At 73.0% G+C, this 21,048-nt stretch carries 3 protein-coding genes; all 3 read left to right on the plus strand.

All coding sequences use genetic code 11. From position 1 onward, the window contains the following. Positions 1–109: 109 nt before the first annotated feature. Positions 110–11,848, plus strand: a complete 11,739-nt coding sequence (locus tag ACZ6NC_RS21345; protein WP_465734991.1) for an amino acid adenylation domain-containing protein — start codon at positions 110–112, stop codon at positions 11,846–11,848. 14 nt (positions 11,849–11,862) lie between these two features. Then, a complete protein-coding gene (locus tag ACZ6NC_RS21350) occupies positions 11,863–13,119 on the plus strand; it encodes a cytochrome P450 (protein WP_465734993.1) in 1,257 nt (418 codons plus the stop codon). Between the two features lie 229 nt (positions 13,120–13,348). Further along, a partial coding sequence (locus ACZ6NC_RS21355; RefSeq protein WP_465734995.1) for an amino acid adenylation domain-containing protein occupies positions 13,349–21,048 on the plus strand: 7,700 nt, incomplete at its 3' end.

Here is a 21,048-nt window from a genome sequence, read left to right on the forward strand (position 1 = left end):
CCGCCGCGCCGGTACCGTCGAATTCCACCTCGCAGTCCCCCGTTCCCTTTCCGTGGACGCGGACCATCACATTTTCCCGAATCACAAAGACGCCCAGGGAGCACGTGCAGTGAAGCAGTCACGCATCGAGGACCTTCTGCCGTTGTCGCCGCTTCAGGAGGGGCTGCTCTTCCATGCGCAATACTCCGAGGACGCCCTGGACGTCTACACCGTGCAGGTGGCCGTCAGGATCGAGGGCCCGGTGGATGCGGCGGCGGTGCGCACCGCGGTGAACACGCTGATGCGCCGGCACGCGAGCCTGCGGGCCGGCTTCCGCCGCCGGAAGGGCGGCGATCCGCTGCAGGTGATTCTGCGCGACGTCGAACTCCCGCTGGAGGAACTCGACTTCAGCGACAGCACGGGCGAGGAGCTGCTGGCGCGGGTGCGCGAGTTCGCCGCCGTGGACCGGGGCCGGGGCTTTGACATGGAGCGGCCGCCGCTGCTGCGGGTCACCATGATCCGGGTCGCCGACGACGCGTTCTGGCTCGTCCTCACCGCGCACCACATCATCATGGACGGCTGGTCCTCGCCGCTGGTCCTGCAGGAGCTGTTCCAGCACTACCGCGCGGGAGGTGAGGACACCACCCTCGCTCCGGTCACGCCGTACCGCACGTATCTCGCCTGGCTCGGCGAGCAGGACAAGGAGGCGGCTCGGCAGGCCTGGCGGTCCGCGCTGGCCGGCGTGGACTCGGCGACGCTGCTGGCGCCCGATGTCGACCCGTCGACCGTGGTGGAACCCGAGGACCTCTACGCCGAGCTGTCCGAGGACTTCACCCGCCGGCTCACCGAGCTGGCCCGCCGGACCGGTGTCACCGTCAACACCGTGGTGCAGAGCGCCTGGGGCGTGCTGCTGGGCAGGCTGACCGGCCGCAGCGACGTGGTGTTCGGTGCGACCGTGTCCGGCCGCCCGGCGGACATCCCCGGCGTGGAGTCGATGGTCGGCCTCTTCATCAACACGCTGCCGGTCCGCGTGCGGATCGACCACACGCGCTCCTGGGCGGACCAGCTGACGGCCGTCCAGGAGCAGCAGGCCGCGCTGATGGACCATCACCACCTGCCGCTCTCGGCCGTGCGCGAGGCGACCTCCGTGACGGGAGAACTCTTCGACACGCTGGTCGTCTTCGAGAACTACCCGCTGGACGCCGACGGCATGGTGGCGCCGACGGGCGGCGCCCGGATCACCGACTTCACCGGTCGGGACGCCACCCACTACCCGCTCAGTCTCTTCCCCACCCCCGGGCCGACGCTCCGGCTGCGCCTGGGCTACCGCCCCGACGTGTTCGACCGTGCCGAGGCGCAGGAGGTGCTCGACTCCTTCGTCCGCGTCCTCGAGCAGATCGAGGCCGCCGCCGATCTCCCGGTCGGGCGCACCGAGGTGCTGGCGCCCCAGCAGCGCCGCCGCCTCCTGGAGGAGTGGAACCAGGCCGGCGGCAAGGTCCCCGCGACCTCGGTTCAGGAGCTGTTCGAGGCCGCGGTGACCGCCGACCCGGCCGCGGTGGCCGTGGTCGCGGGCGGCGCCGAGATGTCCTACGGGGAACTGGACGCGCGGGCCAACCGGATCGCCCGGCTGCTGGTCGACCTGGGCGTCGGCCCCGAGACCTCGGTGGCGGTGGCGCTGCCGCGTGGCGCCGACCTGGTGGCGACCCTCCTCGCGGTGCAGAAGACGGGTGGCGCGTACATCCCGCTGGACCCCGAGTACCCGGCGGAGCGTGTCGAGTACATCGTGGCGGACGCCCGGCCGGCCGTGGTGGTGACCCACTCGTCGGTGACCTCGGTGCCCGGGACCGCCGCCGCACGGGTGGTGCTGGACGAGCCTGCCGTCGGCGAGCGCCTGGCCGCGCTGTCCGGCGACGCCCTCGGCACCGTTCCGGCCGCTGGCGCCCACCCGGCGTACACCATCTACACCTCCGGCTCCACCGGCCGGCCCAAGGGCGTCGTCGTCACCCGTGACAACCTGGTCAACTTCGTGGTCGACATGCGCGATCGCTTCGCCCTGCGGCCCGGGGACCGGCTGGCCGCCGTGACCACGATCGCCTTCGACATCGCAGGCCTGGAGCTCTACGTCCCCCTGGTCTCCGGTGCGACGGTGGTGCTGGCCGACCGTGACGAGGTGCGCGACCTCGAGCGGCTGGCGGCGCTGATCGCCGGCACCGGTGCCGGCGTCATGCAGGCGACGCCGACCCTCTGGCAGGCGCTCGTCACGCAGCAGCCGCAGGCGCTGGCCGGCCTTCGTGTGCTGGCCGGCGGCGAGGCGCTGCCCGCCGCCCTCGCGGCCCGGCTGGTCGAGCTGTCGGCCGGGGTGACCAACCTGTACGGCCCCACCGAGACCACCATCTGGTCGACGGCCGCACCGCTCGACGCGTCCGGCGGCACGCCCGTGATCGGCAGGCCCATCGCGAACACCCAGGTGTACGTACTGGACGCGGGCCTGTCGCTGGTGCCGCCGGGCGTCCCCGGCGACCTCTACCTCGCGGGCGACGGCGTCGCCCGCGGCTACCTGGGCCGCCCCGGCCTGACCGCCGAGCGATTCGTCGCCAACCCCTTCGGCGGGCCCGGCGCCCGGATGTACCGCACCGGCGACGTCGCGCGCTGGACGGCCGACGGCGACCTGGAGTTCGCCGGCCGAATCGACGACCAGGTCAAGGTGCGCGGATTCCGGATCGAGCTGGGCGAGATCGAGGCCGTGCTGTGCGCGCTGCCGGGCGTCGCCCAGGCCGCCGTCGTGGCGTACGAGGACGCGACGGGAGAGAAGCGGCTCGCCGCCTACGTCGTCGCCGCCCCCGGCGCCGGCGCGGAGACGGCCGTCCCCGCACTGCGCAGGGGTGTCGGCGAGCGGCTGCCGGAGTACATGGTCCCGTCGGCGTTCACGGTGCTCGACGCGCTGCCGCTGACGCCCAACGGCAAGACCGACCGCAAGGCCCTGCCCGCGCCGGACTTCGCGGCGCTGTCCACCAGCGCCGGCCCGCGCACCCCGCAGGAGGAGATCCTCTGCGGGCTCTTCATGGAGACGCTGGACCTGCCGTCGGTCGGCATCCACGACAACTTCTTCGAGCTGGGCGGGCACTCGCTGCACGCCACCCGTATGGTCAGCCGCACCCGCACGGCGTTCTCCGTCGAACTGCCGCTGCGCGTGCTGTGGGAGGCGCCGACGGTGGCCGAGCTCGCGGCCCGGCTGCGCGAGGCGGATGACGCCCGCCCGCCGGTGGTATCGGTGGACCGCCCGGAGCACATCCCGCTGTCCTACGCGCAGCGCCGGCTCTGGTTCCTCAACCGGTTCGAGAACGGCGCCGCGGCACACAACATCAGCATCGGCCTGCGGCTGAGGGGCCCGCTCGACCACGAGGCGCTGCGGTCGGCGATCCGGGATGTCACGGCCCGGCACGAGACCCTGCGCACGATCTTCCCCGAGACCGACGGAGCCGCCCACCAGCTCGTCCTGCCCCCGGAGCAGGGCAGCGCGGAACTGGTCGTCACCGACATCGCCGAGCAGGCGCTGGAGGCGGCGATCGCCGAGCAGGCGGCCCGCGACTTCGACCTGGCGACCGAGACCCCGCTGCGGGCCACCCTGTTCCGCACCGCCCCCGAGGACCACGTCCTGCTGATCCTCATCCACCACATCGCCGGTGACGGCTGGTCGGTCGGCCCGTTCGCCGGCGACCTCACCGCGGCCTACCTGGCCCGGGCCGCCGGGCAGGCCCCGCGGTGGGAGCCGCTGCCCGTCCAGTACGCCGACTACACCGTGTGGAACTACGAGGTCCTCGGCGAGGAGGGTGACCCCGACAGCCTGGTCGCCAAGCAGCTCGACTTCTGGCGGAGCCGTCTGGACGGGGCCCCCGAGGTCCTCGCGCTGCCGGCCGACCGCCCCCGCCCGCCAGAGGCCGACTACACCGCGGAGACCGTCGAGGTCGAGGTCTCGCCCGAGTTGCACCGCGCCCTGAGCACCGTCGCCCGCAAGACCGAGACCAGTCTCTTCATGGTGCTCCAGGCCGGCCTCGCCTCCCTGCTCACCTCCCTCGGCGCGGGCACCGACATCCCCATGGGCTCGCCGATCGCCGGGCGCAACGACAAGGCGCTGGAGGGGATGATCGGCTTCTTCGTCAACACGCTCGTCCTGCGCACCGACACCTCGGGCACCCCCACCTTCCGCGAACTGCTCGGCCGGGTCCGCGAGTACGACCTGGCCGCGTACGCGAACCAGGAGGTGCCCTTCGAGCGCCTGGTCGAGCTGCTCAACCCGGAGCGGTCACTCGCCTGGCACCCGCTGTTCCAGATCTGGTTGAACGTCCAGAACCTGGAGGGCGCCACCACCGCGCCGATCGGCCTGCCGGGTGTGGACGCGACCGCGTACCCGGTGCCGGTCAACGCCACGCAGTTCGACCTGGCGTTCACGTTCAACGAGCGCACCGGGCCGGACGGCGCCCCGGCCGGAATGCACGCACTGGTCGACTTCCGGCTCGATCTCTTCGACCGGCGGACGGTGGAGGACCTGTTCGGCCGCCTGCTCCGACTGCTGGAGCGGGTCACCGCCGACCCCGACCTGCGCGCCGACGAGCTCCCCCTGCTGACCGAGGGCGAGCAGGCCCTGCTCGCCGCCGCCAACGACACCGCGCGCGACATCCCGCAGGCCACCTTCCCCGAGCTGTACGCGCGCCGGGTGGCCGCGGCGCCCGACGACGTGGCGGTGGCATTCGAGGGCGACGAGCTGTCCTTCGACGAACTGGACCGCCGCGCCAACCGCCTGGCACAGGTACTACGCGCCGAGGGCGCCGGCCCCGAGGGGTTCGTCGGCCTGGCCCTGCCCCGGTCGCTCGACTGGCCCGCCGCGGTACTGGCCGTCCACAAGGCCGGTGCCGCCTACCTGCCGCTCGACCCGGCCTACCCGGCCGAGCGTCTCGCCTACATGCTCGCCGACGCCCGGCCGGGCGTGGTCGTCACCACCCGGGAGATCGCGGGGACCCTGCCGCCGCTCGGTGCCGGCACCACCGTCCTGCTCCTCGACGACGCGGCCACCGCCGCCCGCGTGGACCAGGCTCCCGACACCGCCCCCGACGTCCGGCTGACGGTGCAGCACCCGGCGTACATCATCTACACCTCCGGTTCCACCGGCCGCCCGAAGGGCGTGGTCGTCTCCCACGCGGGTTTCGCCAGCCTGCTGACCGGCTACGTCGAGGCGCTCGGGCTCGGCCCCGGCAGCCGCGTTCTGCAGTTCGCCTCGCCGAGCTTCGACGCCGCGTTCGCCGAGCTGTGCAAGGCCCTGCTGTCCGGCTCGACGCTGGTCCTGGCGCCGCCCGCGCGGCTGGACCCGGGCGCCCCGCTGGCCGCGCTGCTGGCGGAGCAGCGGGTCACCCAGGCGACCATTCCGCCGGCCGCGCTCGGCGTGATGACCGACGACGAGATCCCGGCCGGACTCACCCTGCTGGTCGCCGGCGAGGCGACGCCGCCCGAGCTGGCCGGCCGCTGGTCCGCCGGCCGGCGGATGGTCAACGCCTACGGCCCCACCGAGACGACGGTCTGCGCCACCATCAGCGCGCCGCTGTCGGGTGCCGTCGAGCCGCCGATCGGCACCCCGGTCCCGAATACCCGCGTCCACGTGCTGGACCGGTCGCTGCGGCCCGTTCCCCCGGGCGTGCCGGGCGAGCTCTACATCACCGGCGCCGGGCTCGCCCGCGGCTACCTCGGCCGCCCCGGCCAGAGCGCCGAGCGCTTCGTGGCCGACCCGTTCGGCCCGGCCGGTAGCCGCATGTACCGCACCGGCGACCTCGCCAGGTGGGCCCGGGACGGCGTGCTGATGTTCCTCGGTCGCGTCGACGAGCAGGTCAAGCTGCACGGCTTCCGGATCGAACTGGGCGAGATCCGCTCGGAGCTGCTGCGCCAGGCCTCCGTCGCCCAGGCCGAGGTACTGGTCCGCGAGGACCGGCCGGGCGAGCAGAAGCTGGTGGCCTACGCCGTCGCCGAGGCCGGCGCCGCACCGCTCGCCGGGGCCGGACTGCGGACCGCGATCGCCGCCCGGCTTCCGGAGTACATGGTGCCCGCGGCCGTGGTGGTACTCGACGCCATGCCGCTCACCCCGAACGGCAAGACCGACCGGAAGGCCCTGCCCGCGCCGGACTTCACCCCCACCGACGCAGGTGCGACCGCGCGCACGCCCGAGGAGGAGCTGCTGGCCTCGCTGTTCGCCGAGATCCTCGGACTGGAGAGCATCGGCGTCAACGACAGCTTCTTCGACACGGGCGGCGACAGCATCATGTCGATCCAGCTGGTCCGGCGCGCCCGCAACGCCGGCGTCAAGCTGAGCCCGCGGGACGTGTTCGAGCACAAGACGGTCGCCGCCCTGGCCAAGGCGGTCGCCGCCGATGCCCCGGTGGAGGAGAGCGCCCAGCCGGCCGCACCGGCCCCGGTGGGCGCGGGCGTCGGGGCCGTACCGCTGACGCCGATCATCCACTGGATGCGCGAGCGCGGCGGCCGCCCCGACCGGTTCAACCAGACCAACATCCTGGTCGTCCCGGCCGGCCTCGGCGAGGAGCGCCTGCGGACGGCACTCCAGAGCGTCCTCGACCAGCACGACGCGCTGCGGATGCGACTGCGCCGCACCGGCGGTGTGGTGTGGAACCTGGAGGTGCCCGAGCGCGGCACGGTCCGGGCGGAGCACTGCCTGCGCCGGGTCGACGTCACGGGGCTGGACACCGGGGCGACCACGGCGCGACTGGCCGAGGAGGCGAAGGCCGCCTGGGACCGGCTCGACCCCGAGGCCGGGGCGATGCTCCAGGCCGTCTGGCTCGACGCGGGCCCGCACGCCTCGGGCCGCCTGCTGCTGACCATCCACCACCTCGCCGTCGACGGCGTCTCCTGGCGCATCCTGCTTCCGGACCTGGCACAGGCGTGGACGGCCTCGGCCGGTGGCGGCGCCGTCGAACTCGACCCCGTCGGCACGTCGTTCCGGGAGTGGGCGCAGCAGCTGACCGACGCGGCCCAGAAGCCCGAGCGGATCGAGGAGCTGCAGTACTGGCTGGACACCCTCGCCGAGCCCGGCCCGGCGCTGGCCGACCGGCCGCTCGACCCCCGACGGGACATCACCTCGACCACCAGGCGGCTGCTGCTGACCCTGCCCGCAGAGCACACCGCCCCGTTGCTCACGACGGTGCCGGCCGCGTTCCACGCCCGGATGAACGACGTCCTGCTGAGCGCCTTCGCGGCCGCCGTCGCCGAATGGCGCCGGCGACGCGACCGCGGCGAGGGCCCCGTCCTGGTGAACCTGGAGGGCCACGGGCGGGAGGAGCTCGACGAGGGCACCGACCTGTCCCGCACCGTCGGGTGGTTCACCAGCCTCTTCCCGGTGCGGCTCGACCCGGGCGTCCACGACTGGGCCGAGTTCCTCACGGGCGGCCGGGTCACCGGCCGCGTGGTCAAGCAGGTCAAGGAACAGCTCCGGGAGCTGCCGGACAACGGCATCGGCTACGGCTTGCTGCGCTACCTCAACCCGCAGACCGCCCCGGTGCTGTCCCGGCTGACCGAGCCCCAGATCAGCTTCAACTACCTGGGCCGGTTCCCCGGCGCCACCGAGACGCAGGGCGGTGCACCGGCCGACTGGGGTCCGGCCCCGGAGGGCCTGGAGGGGCTGGACGGCGGCGCCGACCCGGACCGCCCGATGGCGCACATCATCGACATCACCGCGATGACGCAGGACCTTCCGGACGGCCCGCAGCTGGTCGCCGACGTGTCGTGGGCGGGTGAACTGCTGAGCGAGGACGACGTGCGCGAGCTGGGCGAGCACTGGCTCGGCGCGCTCAGGGCCCTGGTCACCCACGCCGGCAGGCCGGTGGGCGGTGGCTACAGCCCGTCCGACCTGACGCTCGTGCCGCTGACCCAGGACGAGATCGACGCGGTCGAAGCCACCGGGCGGGAACGGCTGGAGGACGTCCTCCCGCTCACCCCGATGCAGGAGGGCCTGCTCTTCCACTCCCAGGTCGACGAGGAACAGCCGGACATCTACCAGATCCAGCTCGGTATCGACCTGCGGGGGCCGTTGGACGCGGACCGGCTCCGCAAGGCCGCGGAGGCCCTGCTGCTGCGCCACGCCAACCTCCGGGCGGCGTTCCGCCAGCAAGGCCTGAGCCGCCCGGTCCAGGTGGTGGTCGCCGGCCTCGCCCTGCCGTGGTCCGAGGTCGACCTCCGGGGGCTGCCCGAATCCGAGCGGCCCGCGGCGCTGGACGCGCTGATGGACGAGGACCGGGTCCGCCGGTTCGATCCGGAGCGGCCGCCGCTGCTGCGCTTCACGCTGATCCACGTCGAGGACGGACTCGCCCGCTTCCTGATGACCAACCACCACCTGCTGCTGGACGGCTGGTCGGGCCCGCTGCTGCTGCGCGAGCTGTTCGCGCTGTACGAGGCGGACGGCGACCAGAGCGTGCTGCCGGCGGTGACGCCGTACCGTGACTACCTGGCCTGGCTCGGAGAGCAGGACCAGCAGGCGGCACGGGAGGCCTGGCGCGCGGTGCTGGCCGGAGTGGACGGCGCGACGCTGGTCGCGCCGGACGCCGACGACCGGCCCGCCGGAATCCCCGGTGACGTCCTCGTCGAGCTGTCGGAGGAGACCACGGCGGCCCTGACCGCACTGGTCCGGGCCAACGGGGTGACCCTCAACACCGCCGTGCAGGCGGTGTGGAGCGTCGTGCTCGGACGGCTGACCGGCCGGAGCGACGTGGTGTTCGGCGCGACCGTCTCCGGTCGCCCGGCGGACATACCCGGCGTGGAGTCGATGGTCGGCCTGTTCATCAACACTGTGCCGGTGCGGGTCGAGCTGGACACCGCCGACACTTGGACGTCCGTGCTGGAGCGCCTGCAGCGGCAGCAGACCGAGGTGATGGACTACCACCACCTGGGCCTCCAGGACATGCTGCGCCTGGCCGACTCGGACAAGCTGTTCGACACCATCGTCGTCACCGAGAACTTCCCGCTGGACGGCGACGGGATGCCGGGGGTCGGAGACGGTCTGCGCATCGTCGGCGCCTACGGCACGGACGGCAACCACTATCCGATCAGCGTGGTCGCGATGCCCGGACGCACACTGCGGCTTCGCCTCGGCTTCCGCCCGGACGTACTCGGGCGGGAGGCGGTCGAGGCCATCGGCGACCGGGTGGTGCGGGCGATCGACTCCATGATCTCCGCGCCCGGACAGCCGGTGGACCGGCTGGACCTGCTCGCCGACGACGAGCGGCACACCCTGCTGGAGGTGTTCAACGACAGTGCCCGTCCCGCGCCCCCGGCGCTGGTGCCGGCCCGCTTCCGGGCGCAGGTCGAGCGGACTCCCGACGCGCCCGCGGTGTTGCTGGCGGACGGCACCGCACTGAGCTACACCGAGCTCGACGCCGCCGCCGACCGGCTGGCCGCCGAGCTCGTGGAGGCCGGTGTCGGCCCCGAGAAGCTGGTGGCGCTGGCCCTGCCGCGTTCGGCCGACCTGGTGACCGCCGTCCTCGCGGTGCACAAGGCGGGTGGCGGCTACGTCCCGGTGGATCCGGCCGACCCGGCCGACCGCCTGCGGTACGTCCTCACCGACGCGCAGCCCGTCCTGGTGCTCACCCGATCGGACGTCGCGCCCGCGCTGCCCGCGACGGACGCTCCGCTCCTCCTGCTCGACGAGCGGGACGCGGACGGCGCGGCAGCCGTGCCGGCCGGCCCGGAGGGCGGGCCCCGCTGGCTCGCCCGGAGCCCGGCCTACGTGATCTACACCTCCGGCTCCACCGGACGTCCGAAGGGTGTGGTGGTCGAGCACCAGTCCCTCGCCCAGTACATCGACTACGCCGCCGAGGCCTACCCGTCGGCGGGCGAGCGTGCGCTCCTGCACTCGCCGGTCTCCTTCGACATGGCGGTCACGTCGCTGTTCGCCCCGCTGGTGAGCGGCGGCAGTGTGCACGTCGCCGAGCTGGAGCAGTCGCAGGGACACCGGCTGCAGCCCGCGTTCGCCAAGGTCACCCCCTCGCACCTGCCCCTGCTCTCGGGCCTCGACGCGGAGTGCTCGCCCACCGGCGAGCTCGTGGTCGGCGGCGAGCAGCTGCTCTGCGAGACGCTGGACCGGTGGCGCTCCGACCACCCCGGCGTGACCGTGGTCAACGAGTACGGGCCGACCGAAGCCACCGTCGGCTGCGCGGTGCTGCGGATCGAACCCGGTGACCGCGTGCCGTCCGGTGCGGTGCCGATCGGCCGTCCGACGCCCAACACGCGGCTGTACGTCCTTGACGGGGGGCTGCGCCTCGCCCCGCGCGGCGCCACCGGCGAGCTCTACATCGGCGGCGCCCAGCTGACCCGCGGCTACCTCGGCCGGCCGGACCTGACCGCGGCCCGGTTCGTGGCGAACCCGTTCGGTGCGCCCGGCACCCGCCTGTACCGGACGGGCGACCTGGCACGCTGGAACGCCGACGGGCAGCTGGAGTACCTCGGCCGCGTCGACGACCAGGTCAAGGTGCGCGGTTACCGGGTCGAGCTCGGCGAGATCGAGGCCGCGCTGACCGGCGACCCGGACGTCGGCCAGGCCACGGTCGTGCTGCGCGCGGACGCCGGCCGGAGCGGACGGCTGGTCGCCTACCTGGTGCCGGCGACCGGGGCCGGGCCGGACACCGCGGCCGTGCGCGAGCGGCTGGCGGCGGGCGTGCCCGACTACATGGTCCCTTCCGCGTTCGTGGTACTGGACCGGCTTCCGCTGAACGCCAACGGAAAGGTCGACCGCAAGGCGCTGCCCGCGCCGGACTACAACCCGGCCGAGTGGAGCGGACCGCGTACCCCGCAGGAGGAGATCCTGTGCGGGCTGTTCCGCGAGACGCTGGGGCTGGAGCGGGTCGGTGTCCACGACAGCTTCTTCGACCTCGGCGGCGACAGCATCATGTCGATGGGCCTCGTCAACCGGATCCGCTCGGCCTTCGGCGTCAAGCTCGGCATCCGTACGGTGCTCTCCGCACCGACCGTGGCCGAGCTGGCCGGCCGGCTCGGCGGCGAGACGGAGCAGGACTCGCTGGACATGGTGCTGCCGCTGCGCGAGCACGGGTCCGGTAGCCCGATCTTCTGCGTGCACCCGGCCGGCGGCCTGGGCTGGGTCTACTCGGCCCTGTTGCGGCACGTGGACGCCGAGCGCCCGGTCTACGCCCTGCAGGCCCGGGGCCTGACCGGCAAGGGCGAACAACTCCCCGGCAGCATCGAGGAGATGGCGCAGGAGTACGTCGAACGGATCCGGAAGATCCAGCCCACCGGCCCGTACACCCTGCTCGGCTGGTCCCTCGGCGGCACCGTGATCCACGCGATGGCGACCCAGCTCCAGGCCGTGGGCGAGAGCGTCGCCCTTCTGGTCAACCTCGACGAGTACCCGATCGACCGCTCCCTGCCGCTGCCCGCCGTGCTGCCCGACGAGCAGGACGCCCTGCGGGTCCTGCTCGACTCGGTCGGCTACGACCCGGCGGCCCTGGGCGAAGGTCCGCTGTCCCACAGCCAGGTCGTGCAGGTGCTGCGCGAGCGGCAGAGCGTGCTCGCCAGCCTCGACGAGGACGCCATCGCGGCGCTGGCGCGGGTCTTCGCCAACAACCGCCGGCTGTTCGCGGCCCACCAACCCGCCCGGTACGAGGGCGATCTGCTCGTGCTGGTCGCCGAGGACGACCGGTCGGTGCCCGCATCGGAACTGGCGGCGCGTGCCGAACGGTGGCGGCCCTTCGTCGGCGGCCGGATCGAGCACCGGGTGATCGGCTGCAGCCATCCGCACATGATGCAGCAGGAACCGGCCGCCGCGATCGCCCGGATTCTCAACGAAAAGCTCCAGGAAAACAACTGACGGTGGAGGAGAGCATGACGACGGAAATCAGCACCGAGATTCCGGAAGAGATCGCGCGGGTCAACCTGGTCGATCCGGAGGCCTATCTGGAAAACGACATGGAGGCCTACTGGCGCCGAATGCGCAGCGAGCACCCCGTGTACTGGCACCGTCCGACGGACGACGGACCGGGATTCTGGGTGATCAGCCGCTACGCCGACGTGCAGGCGCTGTACCGGGACAACCGGCGTCTCACCTCGGAGAAGGGCAACGTCCTGGTGACGCTGCTGGCCGGCGGGGACTCCGCGGCCGGCCAGATGCTGGCGGTGACCGACGGCAAGCGGCACAAGGACCTGCGGAACGTGATGCTCAAGGCGTTCTCGCCCCGGGCGCTCGCAAAGGTGTCGGAGAGCGTCCGGGTGAACGCCCGCAAGCTGATCTCCGAAGCGGTGCGCCGGGGTGAGGGCGACTTCGCGGCCGACGTGGCCTCGGTGATTCCACTCACCACGGTGGGCAACCTGCTCGGGGTGCCGCCCTCGGACCACCCCTACCTGCTCGGCCTGACCAAGTCGTCGCTGAGTTCGGACGAGGCGGACCAGGACCCGGTGGAGGCCGTCCTCTCCCGGAACGAGATCCTGCTCTACTTCAGCGACCTGGTGGCCGAGCGGCGCGCCAGGCCGCAGGACGACGTGATCAGCACGCTCACCAACAGCGACATCGACGGCGTGCCGCTGACCGACCAGGACATCGTCTTCAACTGCTACAGCCTCATCCTCGGAGGCGACGAGACCAGCCGGCTCACCATGATCGACACCGTCCACGCGCTCAGCCGTGAACACGAGCAGTGGCGGCGCCTCAAGGACGGCTCGGTCACGCTGGAGTCGGCGGTCGAGGAACTCCTGCGCTGGGCCTCCCCGGCGATGAACTTCGGCCGGCGGGCCGTGGCCGACATCGAGCTGGGCGGCCAGGTGATCAAGGAAGGCGACGTGGTCACGCTCTGGAACACCTCGGCCAACCGCGACGAGACCGTCTTCGACAACCCGTACGTCCTCGACCTGGACCGCTCGCCGAACAAGCACATCACCTTCGGCTACGGCCCGCACTTCTGCCTCGGGGCCTTCCTGGCCCGGGTCGAGCTCAAGGAGGTTCTGGACGCGCTGCGCACCTTCAGCGACGGGTTCGAGCTCACCGGCGAGCCTCGCCGGATCCACTCCAACCTGATGGCGGGCATGTCCTACCTCCCCGTCAGGTACTTCCCCAACGAGGCGGGCCTGGCCACCGCCGGCTCCTGATCCCTCCCATCCCCGAACCAGGCCCGGCATCTCCCACGCGGAGGTGCCGGGCCTTTGTTCTCAATTCTTTGCAGCGCCGTTGCCGCTCCGCGCGGCCACCGGACAGGCTGTCATTCGCGAGATTCCGCCCGCGTGACGTTTCCCGAATTCTCAAGCGCCGTGCCGGAATTCGCGCGGGCGGAAGCCGCCCGGGGCCACCGGACCGATCGATCGAGTGTGGAGTGACTGAATGTCTGACCCGCAGGGTGTGCGTTTCCGCTTGACCGACGGGCAGCGGGGGATCTGGTACGCGGTCCAGGGCGAAGCGACGAATCCGCTCTTCGGTCTGGCGGAGCGAGTGGACATCGACGGCCCGGTCGACACGCAGCTCTTCGAGGCCGCGCTGCGGCAGGTGGTCGACGAGACCGAGGCCCTGCGGGCGCGCTTCAGCGAGGACGCCGACGGCCCCTACCAGGTCGTCGCCCCCGAACTCGACTGGACGTTCCACACCGCCGACTTCTCCGGTGAGGACGACCCGGAGGCCGCCGTGGAGCGGTGGGCCGCGGCGGACCTGGCCACACCCGTCGACCTCACGACCGGCCCCCTGTTCACCTTCGCGCTCCTGCGGACCGCCGACGCCGGATACGTCTGGTACCAGCGCCACCACCACATCGCACTCGACGGGCTGAGCGTCGGGCTGATCGCCCGCCGGGTCGCCGAGGTGTACTCGGCCGCTGCGGCCGGCCGGGTCGGCCCGTCCGCCCGGCCGGGCGGCCTGCACGACCTCGTCGAGGCCGACACCGCCTACCACGCGTCGGACGCCTTCGCGAGGGACCGGTCCTTCTGGGCCGAGCAGCTCGCCGACCGGGCCGAGGTCTCCGGTCTCGCTGTCCAGCCGACCCGCTACCCGGCGAGCCCGCTGCTGCGCGAGGTTCGCGAGCTCGGCTCCGGCGACGTCGAGGCGATCCGCTCGCTCGCCCGCGAGACCGGTACCGCCTGGCCCACCGTCCTCGTCGCCGCCCAGGCCCTCTACCTGAGCCGGGCCACCGACCGCACGGACGTCGTCCTCGCGCTTCCGGTCGCCGCCCGCCCCTCGGGCGCCGCCGGCGAGGTGCCCGGCATGGTGTCGAACGTCGTTCCGCTGCGCGTCACCGTCCGGCCCGACACGACCGTCACCGAGCTGCTCCGGCACGTCACGCGGCAGATGCGCGGTGCCCTGCGGCACCAGCGCTACCGGTACGAGGCCATGCGCGTGGACAGCGGCGCGCTGGTCGACGGCCGGCGCCTGGTCGGCCCGCGCGTCAACATCATCCTGTTCGACTACGACCTGGACTTCGCCGGCAGCCGGGGCACCGTGCGCAACCTGGCCATCGGCCACGACGACGACCTGACGGTCGTCCTCGACACCCGGGTGGGCGACGGCCTGCGGGTCGAGTTCAACGCCAACCCCGAGCTGTACTCGGCAGCCGAACTCGCCGGTCACTGCGAACGGCTGACGGCCCTGATCCGCTCCCTGGGGGCGGCCGGGCCGGACCAGGTGGTCGGCCGGCTGGACACGGCCACGGCCGAGGAACGCCGCAAGGTCCTGGGAGAGTGGAACGGCGACGAGGCCCGGACCCAGGCCGGGCGGACCACCCTGCCCGCCCTCTTCGAGGCCCGCGCCGCCGAGCACCGGGACGCCGTCGCGGTCTCCCTGGCAGAGGAGTCGCTGACCTACGGCGAGCTGAACGCACGGGCCAACGCGCTGGCCCGGCTGCTCATCGAGGGCGGGGCCGGGCCGGGCCGGTTCGTCGGTCTGGTGCTGCCGCGCTCGGTCGACCTGGTGGTGGCCCTGCTCGCGGTGGTCAAGACCGGTGCGGCGTACGTGCCGATCGACCCGACCTACCCCGCCGACCGCATCGCGTACACCATGTCGGACGTCGACCTGGCGATGGCCGTCACCCACTCCGGCGTGGCCGTGGAACTGCCCGAAGACGTCCCGAGCGTCGTCCTGGGTACGGCCGCGGTGTCCGAGCGGCTGGCCGAGCTGCCCGGGACCGACCTCGCCGACGGCGAGCGCACGTCCCCACTCGTGCCGGAGGCGCCCGCCTACGTCATCTACACCTCCGGCTCGACCGGCCGCCCCAAGGGCGTGGTGGTGTCACACCACAACGTGCTGCGCCTGTTCGCGGCGACCGACCGCTGGTTCGGCTTCGGCCCGCAGGACGTCTGGACGCTGTTCCACTCGTACGCCTTCGACTTCTCGGTCTGGGAGCTGTGGGGACCGCTTCTGTACGGCGGCCGGCTGGTCGTCGTGCCGTACGAGGTGTCCCGCTCGCCCGAAGGCTTCCTGCGGCTGCTGGCCGACGAACAGGTGACGGTGCTCAACCAGACACCGTCGGCGTTCTACCAGCTGATCCACGCCGACCGGGAGAACCCGGAGACCGGCGACCGGCTGGCGCTGCGCTACGTCGTCTTCGGCGGGGAGGCACTCGATCTCGGCCGGCTGCCGGGCTGGTACGACCGGCACGGCGAGAACGCGCCACTGCTGGTCAACATGTACGGCATCACCGAGACCACCGTGCACGTCAGCTACCTGCCACTGGACCGCGGCCTCGCCTCCGGCCCGGGCGTCGGCAGCCTCATCGGCCGCGGCATTCCCGACCTGCGGGTCTACCTCCTCGACAGCGCGCTGCGCCCGGCACCGCCCGGTGTTCCCGGCGAGCTCTACGTGGCCGGCGGCGGCGTCGCCCAGGGCTACCTCAAGCGCCCCGGGCTGAGCGCCTCCCGCTTCGTCGCGGACCCCTTCGCGGCCGACGGCAGCCGCATGTACCGTTCCGGCGACCTGGCGCGGTGGACCACCGACGGGCAGCTGGAGTACCTGACGCGCGCCGACAGCCAGGTGAAGATCCGCGGCTTCCGGATCGAGACCGGCGAGATCGCCGCGGCGCTCTCCGCCTGCCCCGGCATCGCGGACTGCGCCGTCATCGCCCGGGACGACCGGCAGGGCGAGAAGCGCCTGATCGCCTACTTCGTGCCGGCCGACGCGGCCGACGTGCCGGAGACGGAAGCGCTGCGCGGGCAGCTCGGCGAGATCCTGCCCGACTACATGGTGCCCGCCGCATTCGTGGAGATGCCGGCTCTGCCACTGACACCGAGCGGCAAGCTCGACCACCGGTCGCTGCCCGAGCCCGGCACCCCGGCCGCGGCCGGCGGCCGCGACGCCCACACCCCGCACGAGCAGGTGCTGGCGGCCCTGTTCGCCGAGGTCCTGGGAGTGCCCGAGGCCGGCGTGGACGACAACTTCTTCCTCCTCGGCGGCCACTCGCTCTCCGCGACCCGGCTGGCCAGCCGGGCCCGGGCGGTACTCGGCCTCGAACTCGCCGTCCGCGACGTCTTCGAACGGCCCACCGTGGCCGGGCTCGCCCAGCTGCTGGACACCGTGTCGTCGGCGCGGGCCGCACTCGTCCCGGCCGAGCGGCCCGACCCGGTGCCGCTCTCCTATGCCCAGCAGCGGCTCTGGTTCCTCGACCGCCTCGACGGTCCCAGCCCGACGTACAACATCCCCTTCGTCCTGCGGATGTCCGGCGAACTCGACACCGCGGCCCTGCGCGCGGCCCTGGACGACGTCCTGCTGCGCCACGAGAGCCTGCGCACGGTGTTCCCGCAGGAGGCGGGCGTGCCCCGCCAGCACGTGATCGCCGCCGCGGACCTGCCTTCGGTGTTCCGGCTCGCCGAGACCGACACCGACGCGGACGGCCTGCCGGCCGCGCTGGCCGCCGCCGCCGCCCACCGCTTCGCGCTCGCCGAGGAACCACCGCTGCGCGCGGACCTGTTCCACGTCGGCGCGGACGAGCACGTCCTCTCCGTGGTCGTCCACCACATCGGCGGCGACGGCTGGTCCCTGGCGCCGCTGGTGCGCGACCTTGCGACCGCCTACACCGCACGCCACGCCGGCCGCGCCCCGGGCTGGGCGCCGCTTCCGGTCCAGTACGCGGACTACACCCTCTGGCAGCGCGAACTGCTGGACGGTGGCGAGCGGACACCGGGCGCCATGGAGCGTCAGCTCGCCTACTGGGAGAAGGCCCTCGCGGACCTGCCGGACGAACTGCAGCTGCCGGTCGACCGGCCCCGCCCGCCGGTGGCGAGCCGTCGGGGCGAGCTGCTGGAGTGGACGATCGGCCCCGAGCTGCACGGCGCCCTGTCCGAGCTGGCCCGCTCCTGCGGGGCGAGCCTGTTCATGGTGCTGCAGGCCGCGTTGGCGACCCTGCTGTCCAGGCTCGGTGCGGGCGACGACATCCCGCTGGGCAGCCCCATCGCAGGGCGCACCGACGAGGCGCTCGACGACCTGGTCGGCCTCTTCGTCAACACCTTGGTGCTGCGCACGGACACCTCCGGCCGACCGGCCTTCACCGAGCTGGTCGAGCGGGTCCGGCAGACCGACCTGGCCGCCTACGCCCACCAGGACGTCCCGTTCGAGCGCCTCGTCGAGCAGCTCAACCCCGAGCGCTCGCTGGCCCGGCATCCGCTGTTCCAGGTCCTGGTCAGCATGCAGGACCACCCCGATCGCGCGTTGGAGCTCCCCGGTCTGGAGGCCACGGTCGCCCCCGGAGACCTCGCGGTCGCCAAGTTCGACCTGCAGTTCGACTTCAGCGAGCGGCGCGACGCCGACGGCTCTCCGGCCGGCATCGGTGGCCAACTGCTCTTCAGCACGGACCAGTTCGACGAAGACACGGTCCGGCTCATGGTGTGGCGGCTGATGCGCCTGCTGGAGTCGGTCGCCGCCGACCCTGGCCGCTCGATCGCCGACATCGACCTGCTGCAGCCGCAGGAGGCGGAACGGCTCGCGGTCAGCTGGTCCGGTGCGACCCGCGACGTCCCCGCGCTCACGGGCACGGTGGCGGCCAGGTTCGCCGAACGGGTAGCAGCCCACCCCGACGCGGTCGCCCTGGTGGCTCCCGACGGTGTCACCCTGACCTACCGGGAGCTGGACGAGCGCTCCAACCGCCTCGCGCACCGCCTCCGGGCCGCCGGCACCGGGCCGGAGGCGCGCGTCGCGGTGCTCCAGGAGCGCTCGATCGACCTCGTGGTGTCGCTGCTCGGCGTGCTCAAGGCCGGCGCGGCCTACGTGCCGCTCGACGCCCGCGCCCCGCAGTCCCGGATGCGGCTGGTGATCGAGCAGACGGAGGCGTCCGTCCTGCTGGTCGACGCGGCCGCCCCGGATCTCGGCCTGGACCCCGCGATGACGGTCCTGGCCGTCGGCGAGGACGCCGGCTTCCCGTCCGACGCCCCGGCCGTTCCCGGCCACCCCGAACAGCTCGCCTACGTGATGTTCACCTCCGGCTCCACCGGCCGGCCCAAGGGCGTCGCCGTCACCCACCGCGACCTGCTGGCGTTCGCCCTCGACGAGGGCTTCGCGGCGGACGCGCACCGCCGGGTGCTGCTGCACGCGCCGCACGCGTTCGACGCCGCCAACTACGAGCTGTGGGTGCCACTGCTCACCGGTGGCACGGTCGTCGTCGCCCCGCCCCATGACATGGACGTCGCCACGCTGCGCCGCATGATCGGCGAGCACGGCGTCACCGGCCTGCACCTGACCGCCGGGCTGTTCCGCGTGGTGGCGGAGAACGACCTGGACTGCCTGGCCGGCGTACGGGAGCTGCTGGCTGGCGGCGACGTGGTGCCGGGAGTGGCCGTGCGCCGGCTGCTCGCCCGCTTCCCCGGCCTGGTGTTCAAGGACACCTACGGACCGACCGAGGCGACCTCGTTCTCCTCGTACCACCGCGTCACCGCGGCCGACACCGTACCCGACGTGGTGCCGATCGGCCGGCCGCTCGACAACATGCGTGCGTACGTCCTCGACGAGGGCCTGCGACGCGTGCCGCCCGGCGTGGTCGGCGAGCTCTACGTCGCGGGCGAGGGCCTGGCCCGCGGATACTGGCGGGCACCGGCGCTGAGTGCCGAACGGTTCGTGGCGGACCCGTTCGGACCGGCGGGCAGCCGGATGTACCGGGTGGGTGACCTCGCCCGCTGGACGGCCGACGGTGTGCTGGTGTTCGGCGGCCGCGCCGACGACCAGGTGAAGATCCGCGGCTTCCGGATCGAGCCGGGTGAGGTGGAAGCGTGCGTCGCGGCCCACCCCGGTGTGGGATCGGCCGCCGTGCTCGTCCGGGAGGACCGGCCCGGGGACAAGCGGCTGGTCGCCTACGCGGTTCCGGCGGCCGGTGCCGAACTCGACCCGGCCGCACTGCGTGAGCGGCTCGCAGCCACCCTGCCGGAGTACATGGTGCCGTCGGCGTTCGTGCTGCTGGACGCGCTGCCGCTGACGCTCAACGGCAAGCTGGACCGCCGGGCGCTGCCGAAGCCGGAGCTCACCGGCGACGGCACCGGCCGGGCCCCGCGCACGCCGAACGAGGAGGTGCTGTGCGGCCTGTTCGCGGAGATCCTGGGCGCGGCGTCGGTCTCGATCGACGACAGCTTCTTCGCCCTCGGCGGGCACTCCCTGCTCGCGACGCGACTGGTGCTGCGCATCCAGCGGATCCTCGGCGTCGAGCTGGCGGTGCGCGACCTGTTCAACGCCCCGACGGTCGCCCGGCTCGCCGAGCTGGTCGACCTGGCCGGCGGGACCACCCGGCAGGCCCTGGTTCCCGTGCAGCGACCGGAGACGGTGCCGCTGGCCTATCCGCAGCGCGGTCTCTGGTTCATCAACCAGCTGGAGGGCCCGAGCGCGACGTACAACCTCGGCATGCCGCTGCGGTTCACCGGAGCACTGGACCGCGAGGCGCTGGCCTCGGCCCTGCAGGACGTGGTCGCCCGGCACGAGAGCCTGCGCACGCTGTTCCCCAGCCGCGACGGTGTCCCGCACCAGCTCGTGGTGCCCGCCGACGAGTCCCACACGTACCTGAGGGTGACCGAGGTCGACGAGGAGCACCTGGACGCGGTGCTGACCGAGACGGCGCGTCGCGGGTTCGACCTGGAGACCGAACTGCCGCTGCGGGCGGACCTGCTGGCCCTGAGCCCGACCGAGCACGTCCTGCTCGTCGTGGTGCACCACATCGTGGCGGACGGCTGGTCGTTCGGCCCCCTGGTCGGCGATCTCGCGGCGGCCTACGCGGCCCGGTGCGCGGGGGAGGCGCCGGCGTGGGAGCCGCTGCCGGTGCAGTACGCGGACTACACGCTGTGGCAGCGTGAGCTGATGGGCGACGAGAAGGACCCGGACAGCCGGCTGAGCCGTCAGCTCGACCACTGGAAGCGGGTGCTGGCCGACCTGCCGGACCAGCTGGACCTGCCCACCGACCGGCCGAGGCCCCCCGTGCTCAGCAGCGACGGCGACCGCGTGCAGCTGACGCTGGGCCGCGAGGTGCACCGGGCGTTGGGAGAGGTCGCACGGGCCGGCGGCGCGAGCCTGTTCATGGTCGTCCAGGCCGGTCTGGCCGCGCTGCTGTCCCGGCTCGGTGCCGGGTCGGACATCCCGCTCGGTACGGTGACCGCCGGCCGCAACGACGAGGCCCTGATGAACGGCATCGGCTTCTTCGTCAACACCCTGGTGCTGCGCAACGACGTGTCGGGTGATCCGACCTTCCGGGAGCTGCTGGAGCGGGTACGCGAGGCGGACCTGGCGGCGTACGCCAACCAGGAGGTGCCGTTCGGCCTCCTGGTGGAGACGCTGAGCCCGGAGCGCTCGCTGGCGCGTCACCCGTTGTTCCAGGTCATGCTGACCTTCGACAACACACCCGAGTCGCAGCTGCGCTTCCCCGGCCTGGAGACCGGCCTGCAGCCCGCCAACAGTCGCACGGCCAAGTTCGACCTGGAGTTCGCGTTCCGCGAGTCGTTCGACGCCGATGGCGCACCCGCGGGCCTGACCTGCACGTTGTCCTACAGCACCGATCTGTTCGATGAGGACGGTGTGCGGGTGTTGGTGGGGCGGTTGGTGCGGGTGTTGGAGGCGGTGGCGGCTGATCCGGGGGTGCG

Source organism: Kitasatospora sp. NPDC041988 (assembly GCF_055588525.1).